General features: G+C 59.5%; 16 protein-coding genes. 10 read left to right on the top strand and 6 right to left on the bottom strand.

The features are described from left to right. The first annotated feature begins 316 nt into the window (after positions 1-316). The 8 genes from napF to MT962_RS16715 all read left to right on the top strand — a co-directional run bounded on the left by napF (position 317) and on the right by MT962_RS16715 (position 7,563). Positions 317-799, top strand: coding sequence for a ferredoxin-type protein NapF (gene napF, locus MT962_RS16680; RefSeq protein WP_071788511.1), 483 nt, complete (start codon positions 317-319; stop codon positions 797-799). Continuing rightward, on the top strand, positions 789-1,064 hold the full coding sequence (locus MT962_RS16685; protein WP_024561448.1) for a chaperone NapD: 276 nt from the start codon (positions 789-791) through the stop codon (positions 1,062-1,064). Before napF ends, MT962_RS16685 begins: the two co-directional genes overlap by 11 nt. After that, the gene (napA, locus tag MT962_RS16690; protein WP_247366083.1) at positions 1,045-3,531 is read left to right on the top strand and encodes a nitrate reductase catalytic subunit NapA; all 2,487 of its coding nucleotides are present in this window, start codon (positions 1,045-1,047) and stop codon (positions 3,529-3,531) included. Before MT962_RS16685 ends, napA begins: the two co-directional genes overlap by 20 nt. Before the next feature lie 85 nt (positions 3,532-3,616). Further along, complete coding sequence (gene napB / locus MT962_RS16695; RefSeq protein ID WP_024558690.1) at positions 3,617-4,063, top strand: nitrate reductase cytochrome c-type subunit; 447 nt, start codon at positions 3,617-3,619, stop codon at positions 4,061-4,063. A gap of 8 nt (positions 4,064-4,071) precedes the next feature. Continuing rightward, positions 4,072-4,671, top strand: a complete 600-nt coding sequence (gene napC, locus MT962_RS16700; RefSeq protein ID WP_024558689.1) for a cytochrome c-type protein NapC — start codon at positions 4,072-4,074, stop codon at positions 4,669-4,671. 107 nt (positions 4,672-4,778) lie between these two features. After that, positions 4,779-5,354, top strand: a complete 576-nt coding sequence (gene nudK / locus MT962_RS16705; RefSeq protein WP_024558688.1) for a GDP-mannose pyrophosphatase NudK — start codon at positions 4,779-4,781, stop codon at positions 5,352-5,354. A 133-nt stretch (positions 5,355-5,487) separates the two neighbouring features. Further along, a complete protein-coding gene (locus tag MT962_RS16710) occupies positions 5,488-6,540 on the top strand; it encodes a DUF1176 domain-containing protein (RefSeq protein WP_247366084.1) in 1,053 nt (350 codons plus the stop codon). A gap of 96 nt (positions 6,541-6,636) precedes the next feature. After that, complete coding sequence (locus MT962_RS16715) at positions 6,637-7,563, top strand: hypothetical protein (RefSeq protein ID WP_247366118.1); 927 nt, start codon at positions 6,637-6,639, stop codon at positions 7,561-7,563. A gap of 41 nt (positions 7,564-7,604) precedes the next feature. Here MT962_RS16715 and tkt read toward each other — a convergent pair whose 3' ends face one another. After that, positions 7,605-9,599: a transketolase gene (gene tkt, locus MT962_RS16720; protein ID WP_247366085.1), complete on the bottom strand. Its 1,995-nt coding sequence runs from the start codon at positions 9,597-9,599 to the stop codon at positions 7,605-7,607. Positions 9,600-9,618: 19 nt separating this feature from the next. Next, on the bottom strand, positions 9,619-10,569 hold the full coding sequence (gene tal / locus MT962_RS16725; protein ID WP_024558684.1) for a transaldolase: 951 nt from the start codon (positions 10,567-10,569) through the stop codon (positions 9,619-9,621). A 291-nt stretch (positions 10,570-10,860) separates the two neighbouring features. Between tal and maeB the strand changes: the two genes are divergently transcribed. After that, on the top strand, positions 10,861-13,140 hold the full coding sequence (maeB, locus tag MT962_RS16730) for an NADP-dependent oxaloacetate-decarboxylating malate dehydrogenase (protein WP_024558683.1): 2,280 nt from the start codon (positions 10,861-10,863) through the stop codon (positions 13,138-13,140). A gap of 659 nt (positions 13,141-13,799) precedes the next feature. On the opposite strand, the gene fepC is transcribed toward maeB, so the two are convergent. The 3 genes from fepC to fepD are packed head-to-tail and all read right to left on the bottom strand — an operon-like array spanning position 13,800 to position 16,581. Then, positions 13,800-14,591, bottom strand: a complete 792-nt coding sequence (gene fepC, locus MT962_RS16735; RefSeq protein ID WP_024558682.1) for an iron-enterobactin ABC transporter ATP-binding protein — start codon at positions 14,589-14,591, stop codon at positions 13,800-13,802. Continuing rightward, on the bottom strand, positions 14,588-15,577 hold the full coding sequence (gene fepG / locus MT962_RS16740; RefSeq protein WP_247366086.1) for an iron-enterobactin ABC transporter permease: 990 nt from the start codon (positions 15,575-15,577) through the stop codon (positions 14,588-14,590). Before fepG ends, fepC begins: the two co-directional genes overlap by 4 nt. Next, entirely contained in the window at positions 15,574-16,581 is a 1,008-nt protein-coding gene (fepD, locus tag MT962_RS16745; protein ID WP_024561522.1) for a Fe(3+)-siderophore ABC transporter permease, read from the bottom strand. The genes fepG and fepD overlap by 4 nt, the downstream gene beginning before the upstream one ends. Before the next feature lie 107 nt (positions 16,582-16,688). Between fepD and entS the strand changes: the two genes are divergently transcribed. Then, positions 16,689-17,933, top strand: a complete 1,245-nt coding sequence (gene entS, locus MT962_RS16750; RefSeq protein WP_247366087.1) for an enterobactin transporter EntS — start codon at positions 16,689-16,691, stop codon at positions 17,931-17,933. 25 nt (positions 17,934-17,958) lie between these two features. On the opposite strand, the gene fepB is transcribed toward entS, so the two are convergent. After that, entirely contained in the window at positions 17,959-18,918 is a 960-nt protein-coding gene (gene fepB / locus MT962_RS16755; protein ID WP_029697066.1) for a Fe2+-enterobactin ABC transporter substrate-binding protein, read from the bottom strand. Positions 18,919-19,095 lie beyond the last annotated feature (177 nt).

The following is a 19,095-nucleotide window of genomic DNA, read 5'->3' on the forward strand; positions in this document are numbered from 1 at the left end:
CGCAACCTACCAGAAAGCGAGGCCGGGGAAAATGCGTGAGGTCCGGGTTAACTCCTTTATCTACGCGATCATTGCGGCACGTCACGAACGCCGCGTCTTGCCGGGTTTTTTTTCCCCAACAGCCACCGCTTCCAGCGCGAAAGCCGGAGTTTGCGCCTGGCGCGCTGCAACCTTGATCCCGCATCGTGATTTACCCCTAAAGAGGGATGCCTGACTACTCCCTTGTAACTTAATGTTACGCCGCAATAAAAGCCGCACTTAATGCGGGGATACCCACTTTCGCGGCGCCTGCCGCAGCGCAAAACAGGGAAGGGAAATGGCGGAAATGTCGAGACGTGGCCTACTGACCGGACGCAAAGCGCCGGTTATTCGTCCGCCCTGGAGCGGGTCGGAAAGCCATTTCACCGAACGGTGCAGCCGTTGCAACGCCTGCCTGAACGCGTGCGAAACCGGTGTCCTGCGCGCTGGCGCGGGCGGCTTTCCACAGCTTGATTTTACCCATGCCGGCTGCACGTTTTGCTACGCCTGCGCCGCCGCCTGCCCGCAACCCATTTTTGCTGAGCGAAGCGCCCGCCCCTGGGAATACCAGCTTGCTCTCAGCGCACAATGTCTCGCCCTGCATCGGGTGGAGTGTCGCTGCTGTCAGGATGTCTGCCAGACGCAGGCCATCCGTTTTACACCTGTGTTGACCGGCGTCGCGATACCGCATATCGCGCCAGAAGCGTGCAATACCTGTGGCGAATGCCTGCGCGCCTGCCCGGTGTCGGCATTAAGCCTGAGGATAACGCATGACCGCTGAATGGCACGTATGTGGATTACTGGTTCAGGCTCGCCCCGATGATATCGCGGCGGCGGCAAAAAGCATTAGCGCGCGGCCTGGCTGCGAGGTCGCCGCGCAGGATGAGGCTGCGGGCAAGCTCGTGGTTGTAATGGAAGCCGCGACCAGCGCGGCGTTATTAGCCAACATTGAGTCGGCGCGCCAGCTTGAGGGCGTACTGGCTGTGTCGCTGGTTTATCACCAGCAGGAAGCATGTGAGGAACACCATGAAACTCAGTCGTCGTAGCTTTATGAAAGCTAACGCCGTCGCCGCAGCGGCAGCGGCAGCGGGCCTCAGCGTACCTTCAGTCGCCCGCGCGGCGGCGGGCGATGCGCAGACTATCAAGTGGGATAAAGCGCCGTGTCGCTTTTGCGGCACCGGTTGCGGCGTGCTGGTGGGCACGCAAAATGGCAAGGTCGTGGCAAGCCAGGGGGACCCGGACGCGCCGGTCAACCGCGGCCTTAACTGCATTAAAGGCTACTTCCTGCCAAAGATAATGTATGGCAAAGATCGCCTGACGCAGCCTCTGCTGCGCATGAAGGATGGCCAGTTCGATAAAGAAGGCGAGTTTACGCCCGTCAGCTGGGAGCAGGCCTTCGATATTATGGAAGAGAAGTTTAAAACCGCGCTGAAAGCGAAGGGGCCGGAAGCCATCGGCATGTTTGGCTCCGGCCAGTGGACCGTCTGGGAGGGATACGCCGCCGCCAAGCTTTTCAAGGCGGGATTTCGCTCCAACAACATCGACCCGAACGCGCGGCACTGCATGGCGTCCGCCGTTGTGGGCTTTATGCGCACTTTCGGCATGGATGAGCCGATGGGGTGTTATGACGATATCGAACAGGCGGATGCTTTTGTGCTCTGGGGCTCCAACATGGCGGAGATGCACCCTGTTCTCTGGTCGCGCATCGCTAACCGCCGCCTCTCTGACAGCAGCGTCAATGTTTCGGTGCTCTCGACCTTTGAACACCGCAGCTTTGAACTGGCGGATAACGGCATGGTCTTCACGCCGCAAACCGATCTCGCCATTCTTAACTACATCGCTAACTACATTATTCAAAACGATGCGGTAGATAAGACGTTCCTCAGCCAGCATGTAAATATCAAACGCGGCGCCACGGATATTGGCTATGGGCTGCGTCCCAACCACCCGCTGGAGCAAGCGGCGAAAAACCCCGGCTCCGACGCCGCCGAACCGATGAGTTTTGACGAGTACAAAGCGTTTGTGGCGGAGTATACGCTGGAGAAAACCAGCGCCCTGAGCGGCGTGCCTGCCGACCAGCTGGAAGCGCTGGCGAAGCTCTACGCCGACCCGGATAAAAACGTCATCTCCTACTGGACGATGGGGTTTAACCAGCATAGCCGCGGCGTATGGGCAAATAACCTTTGCTACAACCTGCATCTTCTGACCGGCAAAATCTCGAAGCCCGGCTGCGGGCCTTTCTCGCTGACGGGCCAGCCTTCCGCCTGCGGCACGGCGCGCGAAGTGGGGACGTTCTCCCACCGCCTGCCTGCCGACATGGTCGTGACAAATGATAAGCACCGCGACATCGCCGAGCAGAAATGGAACCTGCCAGCGGGCACTATTCCGGCGAAAGTCGGCCTGCACGCCGTGGCGCAGGACAGGGCGCTGAAAGACGGCAAGCTCAACGTTTACTGGGTGATGTGCAACAACAACATGCAGGCCGGGCCGAATATCAATCAGGAACGTATGCCAGGCTGGCGCGATCCGCGCAACTTCGTGATCGTCTCCGATCCCTATCCGACGGTGAGCGCGCTGGCGGCGGATCTGATCCTGCCGACCGCTATGTGGGTGGAAAAAGAGGGCGCTTACGGCAATGCCGAACGTCGCACCCAGTTCTGGCGTCAGCAGGTTAAAGCGCCAGGCGAGGCGAAATCGGATCTCTGGCAGCTCGTTAACTTTGCGAAGCGTTTTAAAACCGACGAGGTGTGGAGCGAAGCGCTGCTGGCGCAAAAGCCGGAGCATCGCGGCAAGAGCCTTTATGAGGTGCTGTTTGCAAGCCCGGCGATAAGCCGCTTCCCGCTGAGCGAGCTGGCGGAGGACCAGCTTAACGATGAGTCCCGCGAATGCGGGTTCTATCTGCAAAAAGGGTTGTTTGAAGAGTACGCAAGCTTTGGACGCGGACACGGCCACGACCTCGCGCCGTTTGATGATTACCACAAGGCGCGCGGTTTGCGCTGGCCGGTCGTGAACGGTCAGGAAACACAGTGGCGTTACAGCGAAGGACACGATCCCTATGTCAAAGCGGGCGAGGGTTTTAGGTTCTACGGCAAACCGGACGGCAAGGCCGTTATCTTCGCCCTGCCTTACGAGCCTGCGGCGGAATCGCCGGATAAAGAATATGACCTGTGGCTCTCTACTGGTCGCGTGCTGGAGCACTGGCACACCGGCAGCATGACGCGCCGCGTGCCGGAACTGCACCGTGCGTTCCCGCAAGCCGTGCTTTTCATTCATCCGCTGGATGCAAAAGCGAGGGGATTCAGGCGAGGGGACACCGTAAAAGTGGTCTCCCGTCGTGGCGCAGTCACATCGATTGTTGAAACCCGCGGCCGCAACCGTCCGCCGCAGGGGCTGGTCTATATGCCGTTTTTCGATGCCGCGCAGCTGGTAAACAACCTGACGCTTGACGCCACCGATCCGCTCTCGAAAGAGACGGATTTCAAAAAGTGCGCCGTGAGGCTTGAGAAAGCCTGAGGCGTAACGGCGTTACCGCGGCGCGGCGAGAGGCTGCGCCAGAGCGAGTTTCATAATAATGACAGAGGGAATTCGGGAGCTAATCATGAAGAACCATTTCCTGAAAAAGGGGCTGTTTTATTGGGCGGCGCTGTTGCTGCTCTTGAGCGGCGCGGCATGGGCGGCTGGCGGCATGGATTTTAGCCAGTCGCCGGAAGTGTCGGGCACCCAGGAGGGCGCTGTGCGCATGCCGAAGCAGCAGGAGCGAATGGCGCTGAACTATGTTAATCAGCCGCCGCTGATCCCGCACAGCGTGGACGGCTACCAGATAAACACCAACACTAACCGATGCTTGCAGTGTCACGGCGTGGAACACTACCGCGCCACGGGCGCGCCGCGCATAAGCCCAACCCACTTTATCGACAGCGAAGGCAAAGTGCTGGCGGGCGTCGCGCCGCGTCGTTATTTCTGTCTGCAATGCCATGTGCCGCAAACGGACGCGTCGCCCATTGTCGATAACACCTTTACGCCGTCTAAAGGCTTTGGTCAGTGAGGCGCGCCATGAACCCTTCCCGCAAACCTGGCGTACTTAAACGCCTGTGGCTGTGGTGGCGCCGTCCGAGCCGTCTGGCGCTCGGCACGCTGCTGCTCATTGGCTTCGCCGCCGGCATTATTTTCTGGGGCGGCTTTAATACCGGCCTTGAAATGACCAACCGTGAAGCGTTTTGCATCAGCTGTCATGAGATGCGCAATACCGTGTATCAGGAATACATGCAGACGGTGCACTACAGCAACCGAAGCGGGGTGCGCGCCACCTGCCCGGATTGCCATGTTCCCCACGAATGGGCGCCGAAAATGGTGCGTAAAATTCAGGCCAGCAAAGAGCTTTACGCCAAAGCGTTTGGCTTAATCGACACGCCGAAAAAGTTTGAAGATCACCGGCTGGCGATGGCGCAAAATGAATGGCGGCGAATGAAAAACAACAATTCTCAGGAGTGCCGCAACTGCCATAATTTCGATTTTATGGATTTCAGCGCGCAAAAAACCGTGGCGGCAAGCCTGCACGATAAAGCGATTAAAGCAGGGCAAACCTGTATCGACTGTCATAAAGGCATCGCTCATAAGCTGCCGGATATGGCTGAGGTGAAAAACGGCTTTTGAGTCCCTCTCCCCTGATGGCAGGGGAGGGGTTTCAGACGCCTTCGCGCGACAAATCCCTTCCGGCGGCTTACTATAAACGACCCGACAGTGTTGAACAGGAAGCCGCGATGTCGCTCAACATTACTCTTGTTAAAGATAAAATCCTCTCCGAAAACTATTTTGTCCTGCGCAACGTGACCTATGACCTGACGCGAAAAAATGGCGAAGTTATCCGCCACAAGCGCGAAGTCTATGACCGGGGCAACGGCGCCGCCGTTCTGCTTTATAACCGCGAAAAGCAAAGCGTGGTGCTGATTCGCCAGTTCCGCGTCGCCACCTGGTTGAACGGCAACGCCGACGGTATGCTAATAGAAGCCTGCGCGGGTCTGCTTGATGACGACGAACCGGAAGTTTGCATTCGCAAAGAGGCGATTGAAGAGACGGGCTATGAAGTCGGCAATGCGACTAAGGTCTTTGAACTTTATATGTCGCCGGGCGGCGTTACCGAAATTGTGCATCTTTTTATCGCCGAATACAGCGACGCACAGCGCGCCAGTGCGGGCGGCGGCGTGGAAGACGAAGAGATAGAAGTGCTGGAAATGTTGTTCAGCGACGCGCTGGCACAAGTAAAAAGCGGGGAAATCCGCGACGCTAAAACGGTGATCTTGCTACAGCACCTGCATGCCAGTGGAATAATGTATTGATTTCGCGAGGCAATTAAACAGGTATTTTAAATGAATCAATCCGATAAATCTGATTGAGCAGCCTGCGGCAGGCGATGAAGATAGGCGCATAAATCCTCAGTTGACCTCTTTTTGTTCAGGGTATGTGCCGTTCATGTCGTCTCGCCTTTTTCCATTGCTTACGTTTTTTTTGTTTCTGGCGCCCTGCGCTTTCGCCGCGCCAGTACAAAAAAGCTTTACCGACTGGCAAGTTACCTGCAACAACCAGAACTTTTGCCAGGCCCGCAACACCGGCGAGCACCAGGGCCTGGTGATGACGCTCTCCCGCAGCGCCGGCGCGCGGGCCGATGCGCAACTGCGTATCGACTTCGGCAACCTTAACGGCCTGAATAAAATCCCGCCTAAAACGCCGCCCATTGCGCCGCGTCTGTTGCTTGATGATAAATCGTTGACGCCTGCGGGTGATAAATGGCGCATCAGCCCTAACCGCATGGCTACCGACGACCCGACGACCATCAACGCCTTTTTGACGCAGATACAGGAAGCCTCCGCCATTACGCTTAAGGGCGGCGCAGGTAACCTTTCACTCGCCGGGCTCAAGGCGGCGTTAATGTTTATCGATGCGCAGCAAAAGCGCATCGGCAGCGAAACCGCATGGATCAAAAAGGGTGACGAGCCGCCGCTTAGCGTGCCGCCTGCGCCTGCGCTCAAAGAGGTCGCTATCACCAACCCGACGCCTACGCCGCTCTCCCAAAGTGAGCTTAACGATCTGCTTGATTACGGCGCGTGGCGCATGAACAACAGCCAGTGTTCGCTGGACCCGGCGCGGCGCGAAGTGCGCGTGTCGGCGTTAAGCGATGACAAAGCGCTGATGATAATCAGCTGCGAAGCGGGCGCGTATAACACGGTCGATCTCGCCTGGCTGGTATCGCGCAAAAAGCCTTTCGCCTCCTGGCCGGTCAGGCTGCGGCTGCCCTTTACGCCCGCGAGCGATAACCCGGATCTGGAGTTGATGAACGCAACCTATAACGAGAAAACCAAAGAGCTCGCCACGCTTGCCAAAGGGCGCGGGATGGGCGACTGCGGCGTCGCCACACGCTGGCGCTATGACGGACAGCGTTTTCGGCTGGTGCGCTACGCCGAAGAGCCAAGCTGCGACGGCTGGAACGGCCCCGACAGTTGGCCCATTCTCTGGGTAACAAAATAATCCCGTTGTTGCCGCTGCGCTTTTTTGCGTATATTTTCGCGGACTTAGCAAGACAAAAAGAGGCGGCGGCAAATGGCGGTTACTGGCAGCAAAGGGATGCGCGGCGCGGCGGCGTTGATGTTCTTTTTACCTCTGGCCTGCGCTGGCGCGGCGTTGACGCCGCAGGATGAGCAGGAAATAGGCAAGCTTATCGCGCAGTGGAACGTTTTTAAAAATCGTCCGCAGGCGGCCTCTGCTGCCGCTCTGTATGCCGGGCAGATTACGTTTTATGGCAAAACCCTGCCATTGAGCGCTGTGGTTGAGCAGAACGCGGCGTTTGTGCAGAAACATCCTCACTACACCCAGAAAATCGTCAACAGGCTGACCATTGACGCGCTTGATGAGGCGCAGCCCGCCGCGCAGGTGACTTTCGTGAAAGCCGCAGGGCTTGAGGCATCCAGCGACCGTTACTACCCGGCGACCCTGCTGGTGGCAAAACAGGCTGAAGGCTGGCGCATCCGGGAAGAAAGCGACTGGATAACCGAGTCTAACCAGCAAAAAGAAAAAGATTACCGGGTCGCGGGCGGGCGCTTTAATGGCGTGACCAAAAGCTATGCCTGGCTGAGCGCAAGCGATCCCAAAACCGGTGGCGTTTGCGATGAAAGCGGCGACTGCGAGTGCGACGTCTGGAACAGCGACCCGGCGATAGCGCCTGCGAAGCTGCCCTCCTGCATCGGCGGCGGGGTCGAAGCTCTTGCCGGGCTGGATGAGAGCGGCCGCGATCGCCTGCTCATTTACCCCCAATGGTGGACCAGCGCCTGGAGCGTGGCTTATCTCTATGACATTCAGCAAAAACAGTGGGTAAAGGCCATCCCTTCGTTTTCAATGAATACCAATGTGCAGGAAAACGTGCAGGGGAAAGAGCTGGTCGCCCGTGACGCGCGACATCCAGGCCAGGTCATCGTGGCGCAGGCGAAATGGGACGAAGAGAAAGAGGATATTGTGATTGAGAAAGCGTCCGTGCCGCTCAACGTGCTTAATTAAAAGTGTGGCGATTCAGCCCGGCGGCTGAATCGCCAGCAGCTTTACTTCTTAAGCACTTTTTTCGCTTTTTCCACCACGTTCTCCACCGTAAAACCGAAGAACGGGAAGAGTTTTTCCGCGGGCGCAGATTCGCCATAGCCAGTCATGCCGACAATCGCGCCCTTCAGACCGACATATTTGTACCAGTAATCCGCAATGCCCGCCTCTACGGCTACGCGCGCTTCCACATCGGAAGGGAGCACCGACTCACGGTACGCTTCATCCTGGGCTTCAAACACGTCGGTGGAAGGCAGCGACACCACGCGCACCTTATGGCCTTCGGCGGTCAGTTGTTCCGCCGCCTGCATGGTAATTTCCACTTCCGAACCGGTAGCGATGAGGATAACGTCCGGCTTGCCTTCGCTCTCTTTCAGCACATAGCCGCCGCGGGCAATATTCTCAACCTGCTCCGGCGTACGGTCCATCTGCGCCAGGTTCTGGCGAGAGAGGATCAGCGCGGTCGGGCCGTTATGGCGTTCCACGGCCGCTTTCCAGGCCACCGCCGCTTCCACCTGGTCGCACGGGCGCCAGCTGGTGAAGTTCGGCGTTAGCCGCAGGCTCGCCAGCTGTTCCACCGCCTGGTGCGTCGGGCCGTCTTCGCCAAGACCAATCGAATCGTGGGTATAAACCATAATCTGGCGAGCGCTCATCAGCGCCGCCATGCGCGCCGCGTTGCGGGCGTACTCGACGAACATCAGGAAGGTAGCGGTATAAGGTACGAAGCCGCCATGATGGGCAATGCCGTTGGCGATAGCCGTCATACCGAATTCACGCACGCCGTAGTGGATATAGTTACCCGCTTCGTTTTCCTTAAGCGATGTTGAACCCGACCAGATGGTGAGGTTGCTTGGCGCAAGGTCCGCTGAACCGCCGAGCAGCTCCGGCAATGACGGGCCGTAAGCGTTAAGCGCGTTTTGCGACGCTTTACGGGTGGCGATTTTCGCCGGTTCCGCCTGCAGCTTCTTAATGTAATCCTGGGTAAGCTGCTCCCAGTTCTCCGGCAGGCCGCCGCTCATGCGTCGGTTAAATTCTGCCGCCAGCTCCGGGTGCGCTTTTTCATAAGCGGCGAATTTGTCTTTCCAGCTCGCTTCCTGCTGCTGGCCTTTTTCGCGAGCATCCCAGGCCTGGTAGATCTCCTGCGGAATTTCAAACGGCGGATAGTTCCAGCCAAGCTGCTTGCGCGTCAGCGCCACTTCTTCTTCGCCGAGCGCCGCGCCGTGCGCTTCCTCTTTACCTGACTTATTCGGCGAGCCAAAGCCTATCACCGTACGGCAGATAATCAGCGAAGGCTTGTCCTTCACGCTCTGCGCCTCTTCGATAGCACGCTTGACCGCCTGCGGGTCGTGGCCGTCAATCTCATGGACCACATGCCAGTTGTAGGCTTCGAAGCGCTTTGCCGTATCATCGGTAAACCAGCCTTCGGTTTCGCCGTCAATGGAAATACCGTTGTGGTCGTAGAAGCCAATCAGCTTGCCAAGCCCCAGCGTGCCCGCCAGCGAGCAGACCTCGTGCGAGATGCCTTCCATTAAGCAACCGTCGCCCATGAAGACATAGGTGAAGTGGTCGACAATCTCATGATCCGGACGGTTGAACTGCGCCGCCAGCGTGCGTTCGGCAATCGCCAGGCCTACCGCGTTCGCCAGCCCCTGGCCGAGCGGCCCGGTGGTGGTTTCCACGCCCGGCGTATAGCCGATTTCCGGGTGGCCGGGCGTTTTGGAGTGGAGCTGGCGGAAGTTTTTCAGCTCTTCCATCGGCAGGTCGTAGCCTGAAAGATGCAGCAGGCTGTAAAGCAGCATAGAGGCGTGACCGTTAGAGAGAATAAAACGGTCGCGGTCATACCATGCCGGGTTGGTCGGATTGTGCTTCAGGAAATCATTCCATAATACTTCGGCGATATCCGCCATGCCCATCGGCGCGCCCGGATGGCCGGACTTCGCTTTTTGCACCGCATCCATACTCAGGGCGCGGACGGCGTTAGCTAACTGCTGTCGTGACATGTTTCACTCCATGGCAAAGTTAAAGTTTGGCGGCGAGCAGATCTTCCAGCGCGCGCTGGTCCACGGCGAACTGGCGAATGCCCTCGGCAAGTTTTTCAACGGCCATCGCGTCCTGGTTATGCTCCCAGCGGAACTCCGCTTCGGTCAGCGGTTCCGGACGGCGGTAGCCTTGTTTATTGGGAATAAGCTTGCGTTCCACGACGTCCTCTTTTTCCTGCAACTCTTTAAGCAGGTTAGGGGAGATGGTCAGACGGTCGCAGCCCGCCAGCGCCAGAATCTGCTCGGTACGGCGGAAGCTTGCGCCCATAACGATGGTGTCGTAATTGTGCTGTTTGTAGTAGTCGTAGATATTGCGCACCGACTTCACGCCCGGGTCTTCATCCACGACATACGGGTCCATCGGCTTACGGCTGTTGTACCAGTCGTAGATACGGCCGACGAACGGCGAAATCAGATATACCCCCGCTTCGGCGCAGGCGCGCGCCTGGGCGAAGGAGAAGAGCAGCGTCAGGTTGCACTTGATGCCCTCTTTCTCCAGCTCCTCAGCGGCGCGGATGCCTTCCCATGTTGAGGCGAGTTTGATCAGAATGCGATCCCGGTCAACGCCTTGATCCTGGTAAAGCTCTACCAGGTGGCGCGCCTTCTGCATGCTTTTTTCTTTATCAAACGACAGGCGGGCGTCCACTTCCGTGGAAACGCGGCCCGGGATGCTTTTCAGAATTTCCGCACCCACATTGACCGCCAGCTTGTCGCTCGCTTCGGCGACCTGCTGTTCCTGCGTTTTACCGCGCTGCTTGCCCCAGGCGAGCGCATCTTCGAAAAGGTGTTGATAATGCTCAAGACTTGCGGCTTTCAGCAGCAGGGAAGGGTTAGTGGTCGCATCCTGCGGCTGATAGTGCCGGATGGATTCAATGTCGCCGCTGTCGGCGACTACGGTGGTGAATTGTTTGATGCCTTCTAGCTGGTTCATGGTCAATACTCCTTGAAAAGCAAATGCTTAGCAGAGCGTTTCCTGACACGCTCCGGAAAAACTCATAGAGAACATAACTAAAAAGCATAGCAGACGAGCGTGGCGTTGCTTCTGGCGTTAGGTAACATACTCTCTATAAATTGCTAACATTCCTTACCTTACGGCCGGGAATTTTGGGAGCGTTCAAAGTTTACGGCGTCGCAAGCAGCCATACTATTCGCCTCTCAGGCGTGCCAGTGACGGTTCGCCCCTCTGACCTTACTGAAAGACAGATAAAAAAGGATCGAACAAATGGATGATCAACTGAAGCAAAGCGCCCTCGACTTCCATGAATTTCCGGTGCCCGGAAAAATTCAGGTCTCGCCTACCAAACCCCTCGCCACGCAGCGCGACCTGGCGCTGGCCTATTCGCCGGGCGTCGCCGCGCCCTGTCTTGAGATTGCGGCGGACCCGCTGGCGGCGCACAAATATACCGCCCGCGGCAACCTGGTGGCCGTTATCTCCAACGGTACGGCGGTGCTTGGGCTTGGCAACATCGGCGCGCTGGCCGGCAAGCCGGTGATGGAAGGCAAAGGCGTGCTGTTTAAGAAATTCGCCGGTATCGATGTGTTTGATATCGAAATCGACGAACACGATCCGGATAAACTGATTGATGTGGTGGCCGCGCTCGAACCCACTTTCGGCGGCATTAACCTCGAAGACATCAAAGCGCCTGAGTGCTTCTATATTGAGCAGAAGCTGCGCGAGCGCATGAACATTCCGGTGTTTCATGATGACCAGCACGGCACCGCGATTATCTGTACCGCTGCGGTGTTAAACGGCCTGCGGGTGGTGAAAAAGACTATCTCCGACGTGCGGCTGGTGGTTTCCGGCGCGGGCGCCTCCGCTATCGCCTGTATGAACCTGCTGGTGGCGCTTGGCATGCAGAAGCACAACATTGTGGTCTGCGACTCCAAAGGCGTTATCTACAAAGGCCGTGAAGCGAACATGGCGGAGACCAAAGCCGCCTATGCGATTGACGATAACGGCAAGCGCACGCTGGGCGAGGTAATTGAAGGCGCGGATATTTTCCTGGGCTGCTCCGGCCCGAAAGTACTCACCCAGGAGATGGTAAAACAGATGGCGGATTCGCCGCTTATCCTGGCGCTGGCGAACCCGGAGCCGGAAATCCTGCCGCCGCTGGCGAAAGAAGTGCGTCCGGACGCCATCATCTGTACGGGGCGCTCGGACTATCCGAATCAGGTCAACAACGTGCTCTGCTTCCCGTTCATCTTCCGCGGCGCGCTGGATGTGGGCGCGACTGCCATTAACGAAGAGATGAAGCTCGCTGCGGTACACGCCATTGCGGAGCTGACCCACGCCGAGCAAAGCGAAGTGGTCGCTTCCGCCTATGGCGACCAGGAGCTTTCGTTCGGGCCGGACTACATTATCCCGAAACCGTTCGATCCGCGTCTTATCGTGAAAATCGCCCCTGCGGTGGCGAAGGCGGCGATGGATTCCGGCGTGGCGACGCGGCCGATCGACGATTTCGAAGCCTATAAAGACAAGCTCACCGAGTTCGTTTACAAAACCAACCTCTTTATGAAGCCGATTTTCTCCCAGGCGCGCACCGATCCGAAACGCGTCGTGTTAGCGGAAGGGGAAGAGGCGCGCGTGCTGCACGCCACGCAGGAGCTGGTCACGCTTGGCCTGGCGAAGCCGATTCTGGTGGGCCGCCCGAGCGTCATCGAAATGCGTTTGAAAAAGCTGGGCCTGCAAATTCAGCCCGGGGTGGATTTTGAGATAGTGAATAACGAATCGGACCCGCGTTTTAAAGAGTACTGGAACGAGTACTACACCATCATGAAGCGTCGCGGCGTCACCCAGGAGCAGGCGCAGCGCGCGGTGATCGGCAACACCACGGTGATTGGCGCGATCATGGTTCATCGCGGCGAAGCGGATGCGATGATTTGCGGCACCATCGGTGATTATCACGAACATTTCAGCGTTGTTCAGGAGATTTTCGGCTATCGCGAAGGGGTAAAAGCGGCGGGTGCGATGAATGCGCTGCTGCTGCCGAGCGGCAACACGTTTATCGCTGATACGTATGTTAATGACGACCCTGCGCCGGAACAGCTGGCGGAGATTACCGTGATGGCGGCGGAAACCGTGCGTCGGTTTGGCATTGAGCCGAAGGTAGCGCTGCTTTCGCACTCTAACTACGGTTCGTCGAATTCACCCGCCGCCAGCAAGATGCGTGAAACGCTGCGGCTGGTGCGAGAGCGTGCGCCGGAGTTGATGATAGATGGCGAAATGCACGGCGACGCGGCGCTGATTGAAAGCATCCGCAACGACCGCATGCCGGACAGCCCGCTGAAAGGTTCCGCCAATATCCTTATCATGCCGAACGTGGAAGCGGCGCGAATTAGTTACAACTTACTTCGCGTTTCCAGCTCCGAAGGGGTGACCGTCGGGCCGGTCCTGATGGGCGTGGCGAAGCCGGTGCATGTGCTGACGCCTATCGCCTCGGTGCGCCGCATTGTCAATATGGTGGCGCTGGCGGTGGTGGAAGCGCAGACGCAGCCGCTGTGATCGGTTGTTAAACGTAACGCTCCGTTCTCTTGCTGAAGCGGCGGCTTCTCCCTCTCCCCGTTGGGGAGAGGGCGGGTGAGGGGTATCTGTGGGGGCGGTGAAAGGTGCCGTTCGCCTTTGCGTCGCGTGCACATGAAATCTCACATCCCGCGAACGGGTTAAGGGGGCTCGCCGCCGCCCCCTTAACAATCCCGGCTCGCGGCAGAAGGGCAGCCGCAGGAAACCCCCCGCATCCGCGTTGGTTGTGAATTCTGGATTTTCGTAGGATGGATAAGCGAAACCGCCTCTCTTTTTCCGACGGCGCACTGGCGGGTGGCGGCTGCGCTGACCCGCCCTACGGCAGAATCAACCTCTGAGCCGTTCTTTTGCTGGAGCGGCGGCTTTCGCCCTCTCCCCGTTGGGGAGAGGGGCGGGGTGAGGGGTATCTGTGGGGGCGGTGAAAGGTGCCGTTCGCCTTTGCGTCGCGTGCACATGAAATCTCGTATCCTGCGAACGGGTTAAGGGGGCTCGCCGCCGCCCCCTTAACAATCCCGGCTCGCGGCAGAAGGGCAGCCGCAGGAAAACCCCCGCATCCGCGTTGAGATTTGGAATTCAGGTTATCTTTTGTAGGATGGGTTAGCGCTGCGCTATCCGTTCTACATCACGAGGGAGAAGGGCGGTTAGCGCCGCCCCAACGGCACAACCAGCGGTGTACCCGCCACCGGGTCTTCGATAATCATGCAGCGCAGACCGTAAATCGCCTCAATCAACGCTGGCGTCACTATCTCCTTCGGCGCGCCTTCCGCTACGATTTTCCCTTCCCGCAGCGCAATCAGATGCGTCGCGTAGCGGCACGCCTGGTTAAGGTCATGCAGCACTGCCGCCAGCGTATAACCCTGCTCGCGGTTCAGCTCGCTCAGTAGCTCCAGCAAATCTATTTGGTGGCTGATATCAAGCCAGGTGGTGGGTTCATCCAGCAGCATGATAGAGGTTTCCTGCGCCAGCACCATGGCTATCCAGGCCCGCTGCCGCTGGCCGCCGGAGAGGGTATCCACGCCAAGATGCGCAAGCGAAGCCACGCCCGTCGCCGCCATCGCCTTTTGTACCGCGCGCTCATCTTCCTCGCGCCAGCGGGTAAACAGCGGCTGGTGGGGGTATCGTCCGCGCGCCACCAGCTCCTGCACCGTAATATCCCCCGGCGCGCTGGCGTTTTGCGCCAGCAGCCCAATGCGCCGGGCAACCTCTTTCGTGGCGTAGCGCTGGATCTGCTCGCCATCCAGCCACACGCTGCCCGCCGCAGGCTTCATCAGGCGGCTTAAGGTGCGAAGCAGCGTCGATTTGCCGCAGCCGTTCGGGCCGATGATGGCGGTAAACTGGCCGTCCGGGATTGTCACGCTGAGGTTTTCGGCAACGAGGTAGTCGCCATAGCCCAGCGTCAGGGCATCGCCATGCAGGCGCGTTAAGGTGCTCATCGCTTACGGGACTCCTGAATCAACAAGGCGATAAGATAAAGACCGCCGAGGCTGACGGTGACCACACCCACCGGCAGCTGATAAGGGGCAAAAAGGTGCTGCGCGCCGAGGTCGGCGGCGAGCAACAGTAGCGCGCCGCAGAGCGCCGACTGGAAAAGCCCCCAGCGGGCGGTGCGGCTCAGACGGCGGGCGATGTGCGGCGCCACCAGCGCGACAAACGAAATGGGGCCTGCAAGCGCCGTGGCGGCGGCGGTCAGCACGACGGCGACCAGCATCAGCAGCAGGCGCGAGCGCTCAACCGGCACGCCGAGCGCGCAGGCGCTGTCGTCGCCCATTTCTAAAAGCCGCATCCGGCGCACCAGCAGCGCGCTCGCCAGCAGACCCAGCAGCATCAGCGGCGCGGCGGGGAACGTTTTGCTCCATGTGATGCCGTTAAGCGACCCGGCGTTCCACAGGCCTGCGGACAACGCCGTCTCAAGCGAGGCCTGCAATAAAAGCCAGGTATTGAACGCCACCAGCATGGCGCGCAGGCCGATGCCGATGATAATCAGCCGGAAGGTGTCGATGCCGTTTCGCCAGGCAAGCGCCCAGACGGCAAGCGAGGTAAGGATGCCGCCCGCCATCGCCGCCGCGGCGATGGCCGTCTGATGTTGACCAAACAGCACCATCGCCACCAGCACGCCGCTCCAGGCGCCGGTATTAAAACCCATCACATCCGGGCTGCCTAAGGGGTTACGCATTAAAGACTGAAAAATCGCGCCGCTGACGCCAAGCGCCGCGCCGAGCAGCAGCGCCATCGTCACGCGGGGCAAACGCCACTCCATGACAATGAGGGATACGTTACGTGGGGCATCACCCCGTAGCGCATCCGCAACCTGAGCGATGCTCAGCGAAACGGCGCCCTGGCCCAGCGCCCATAAGGCAAACGCAGCGCTGAGCAGCAAAAACAGGCCGCTGACCAGCCATAAGCGAGGAGAAGCCTTCATAACGACACCCCGCCGCGACGGCGGCGCACCAGATAAATCAGCACCGGCGCGCCGATAAACGCGCTCACCACCGAAACGCGCATTTCACCCGGCACGATCAGCCGGCCAATCATATCGGCCAGCAGCAGCAGGGCGGGGGTGGCGAGCAGCGTAACCGGCAATGACCAGCGGTGATCCGGCCCCACCAGCCAGCGCGCCATGTGCGGCATCATCAAACCGATAAAGGCGATGGGACCGACGGCCGCCGTCGCGCTGGCGCACAGCACCGTTATCACCAGCAGGCCAAGCAGCTGCGTACGCGCCACCCGGCTGCCGAGCGCGGTCGCCGTATCGCTGCCCATGCTCAGGCTGTTTAGCGCGCGGCTTAATCCCAGCGCCAGCGCCATGCCCGACAGCACCGGCAGAACGATGATTTTAAGGGTAGAAAGCGTGCGAATGTCGAGCGAACCCGCCTGCCAGAAGCGCAGCCTGTCGTAAACCACCGGATTGAGCAGCGAGACGCCGCTGGTAAAGCCTTCCAGCACGGCGGTAAGCGCGACGCCAGCCAGCGTCAGACGCACCGGGCTGAGCTGACCGCCGCCTGCGCTGCCGGTAAAGGCGACGATAAGCGAGGCGCACAGCGCGCCGGCGAAGGCAAAACCCAGCAGGGAAAGCGAAGAGGAGGCGCCCCACAGGGCGGCGCCGATGACGATAGCGAAACTCGCTCCGGCGTTGACGCCAAGCAGGCCCGGGTCCGCCAGCGGGTTGCGAGTGAGGGTTTGCATCAGCGCGCCCGCCACGCCCAGCGCGCCGCCCGCGAGCAGGCCCGCCAGCGTTCGCGGCAGCCGCGCATCAAGCACAATGGTGCAGTCCGCGCTCCGGCACTGACCGCTCAGGGCGTCCAGCACCACCGACACCGGTATGGACTTAGCGCCCACCAACAAACTTAACGCCGCGATAAGCAGCAAAAAAAGAAAAAGGCCCAGCAGGGAGAAAGCCCGTGCTGAAAACCGTGAGGCCGACATAACGCACATCCCATAACGATAATGATAGTTATTATCACTCTTGTCGGGCTATGTTAGCATGGGCGTCCCGTTAATCGGTAAGGAAAATTCGCTCTCAAGGCCCTGTAATGAACCGACATTCGCTGTTGCTCAACCTGAGTTTATTGAAAACCCATCCGGCTTACCGCGCTGTCTTCCTGGCGCGTTTTATTTCCATCCTCGCGCTGGGGCTGCTCGGCGTGGCGGTGCCGGTGCAGATCCAGACGCTCACCGGCTCCCCTTTTCAGGTGGGGCTTTCGGTCACGCTCACCGGCGGGGCGATGTTTATCGGCCTGATGACCGGCGGCGTGCTGGCGGACCGCCATGAGCGCAAAAAACTGATTCTGCTGGCGCGCTCCACCTGCGGCGTGGGGTTTATCGGGCTGTGGATTAACGCCATGCTGCCTGAGCCTTCGCTTGTCGTCATTTACCTGCTTGGCCTGTGGGACGGCTTTTTCGGCGCGATTGGCGTCACGGCGCTGCTGGCCGCCACGCCCGCAATTGTCGGGCGAGAAAATTTGATGCAGGCGGGGGCGATTACCATGTTGACGGTGCGTCTGGGGTCGGTTATTTCGCCGCTTATCGGCGGCCTGCTGCTGGCCTCTGGCGGCGTAACATGGAATTACGCGCTGGCGGCGCTCGGCACCTTCATCACGCTGCTGCCGCTGCTTACGCTACCAAAGCTGCCTGCGCCGCAGATGCAGCGCGAACATCCGCTGCAGGCGCTGACGAACGCGTTTCGCTTTCTGCTGGCAAGCCCGGTAGTGGGCGGCGTGGCGCTTATCGGCGCCCTGCTCACGATGGCGAGCGCGGTCCGCGTGCTTTATCCGGCGCTGGCTAACCACTGGCAGATGGCGAGCGGCGAAATCGGCGCGCTTTACGCCGCCGTACCGCTGGGGGCGGCGGCAGGCGCGCTCACCAGCGGCAGGCTGGCGCACTCCACGCAGCCGGGGCGCGTTATGCTCTTCACTTCCGTGCTGGCGTTCGTCGCGGTAGGCATTTTCAGCCTGATGCCGTTCTGGGGCTTAGGGGTTGTCTGCCTCGCGCTGTTCGGCTACCTGAGCGGCATCAGCTCGCTGGTTCAGTACACGCTGATTCAGACGCAGACGCCGGACCACATGCTCGGGCGTATTAACGGGCTGTGGACCGCGCAGAACGTAACGGGCGATGCGATTGGCGCGGCGCTGCTGGGCGGCATGGGCGTTGCGCTCTCGCCAGTCAGCTCGGCGAGCGTCAGTGGAATGGCGCTGGTGGTTGCAGGCGTTGCGCTTACGCTGTTGTTAAGCGAGCTTCGCCGCCTGCGGCAGCCGCCGCCGCAAATGGTGAAGCCATAACAGAAGGGGCCGTGCGGCCCCTTTTTTACGCTTTAAATAACGTCGCCAGCCGTTCGAGTATCAGGCTCGCGCTGTAATAATCCAGGCGGAAGGTTTCTGGCCCCAGCGCATAAACGCGCTGGTTTTGCACCGCGGGCAGATGAGAGAGCAGGGCGTTGCCGGTAAGCGCCTGAGCGTCTTTTTCATCGCTGGCGAAGAGAAAGAGCGATTCGCCGTTCAGCCCCGCAGCCAGGTTTTCACCCCCCAACTGTACGATGTCATGGCGCTTGCCCATGCTGCTAAGCGCAGGCAGCAACGGCGGCGTCGCGAGGGTAAAGCCCAACTGCTGCAACAGCTGCCCCTGAGCGGACATCGGCGTAAAGAGGTTCGCCCCATGCGCGGCGGCGTTGTAGACCAGCGCGCTCACCGGCTGCGGAGGCAGCTTCATGTGCGCTTTCACCTGGTCAAGCTCTTGCGCGAAGCGTGCAATGCGCGCCTGCGCCTCTTTCTCATGGCCGGTTATCTGCCCAAGCTGGGTTAACAGCTGCTGCCAGCTTTTGTCGTCGTAATTGATGATAAGCGTGGGGGCGATAGCGGAGAGCTGTTCGTAAAGCGCCAGCGCCGAGTCGCCGCCGGTGGCGCTGATTAAAATCAGGTCCGGCATCTGCGCCGCTACCGCCTCGGCGTTCGGTTCGCCAATGTACAGGCGCTGCACGTTACGCTTTTTCGCAATCTCTCCCCACTGGCGCAGAAAGCCCTGGTCGTCCGCCAGCCGGTTGCCGGGCGTGGTCGCGCCGCTTGCCACCACGGGCGCGTCCAGCGCCAGCAGCGAGCCGGTCAGGGTTACGCTTGTGGAAACAATGCGCTGCGGCGCTTTTTCCAGCGTTTGCACGCCGCGGCTGTCGGTCACCTGACGCGGCCATTCCGCTGCCTGCGTGAGTGAGGAAAATCCTAAAACCAGTGCGCTGAAAAGCAGCAGCGCCCGTCGGGCGAAATGGGAGATCACAGCGTTGCATCCTGTAAAAAGCAAGATTAGTAATGCTTCTCATTTTCACTATTTACCGCAGCGATGCAAGCGCGCCGCTTAACGGAAAATGTGGCGTCGGTTGACATGCCCGGCGTTTCGTCTTAGGTTACGCCACCAAATACAAATGATAACAATTATCAGTTCTCTTATCATTTT

Origin of the sequence: Franconibacter sp. IITDAS19 (assembly GCF_023079515.1) — a bacterium.
In the GTDB taxonomy this organism is placed as follows: Bacteria; Pseudomonadota; Gammaproteobacteria; order Enterobacterales; family Enterobacteriaceae; genus Franconibacter; species Franconibacter pulveris.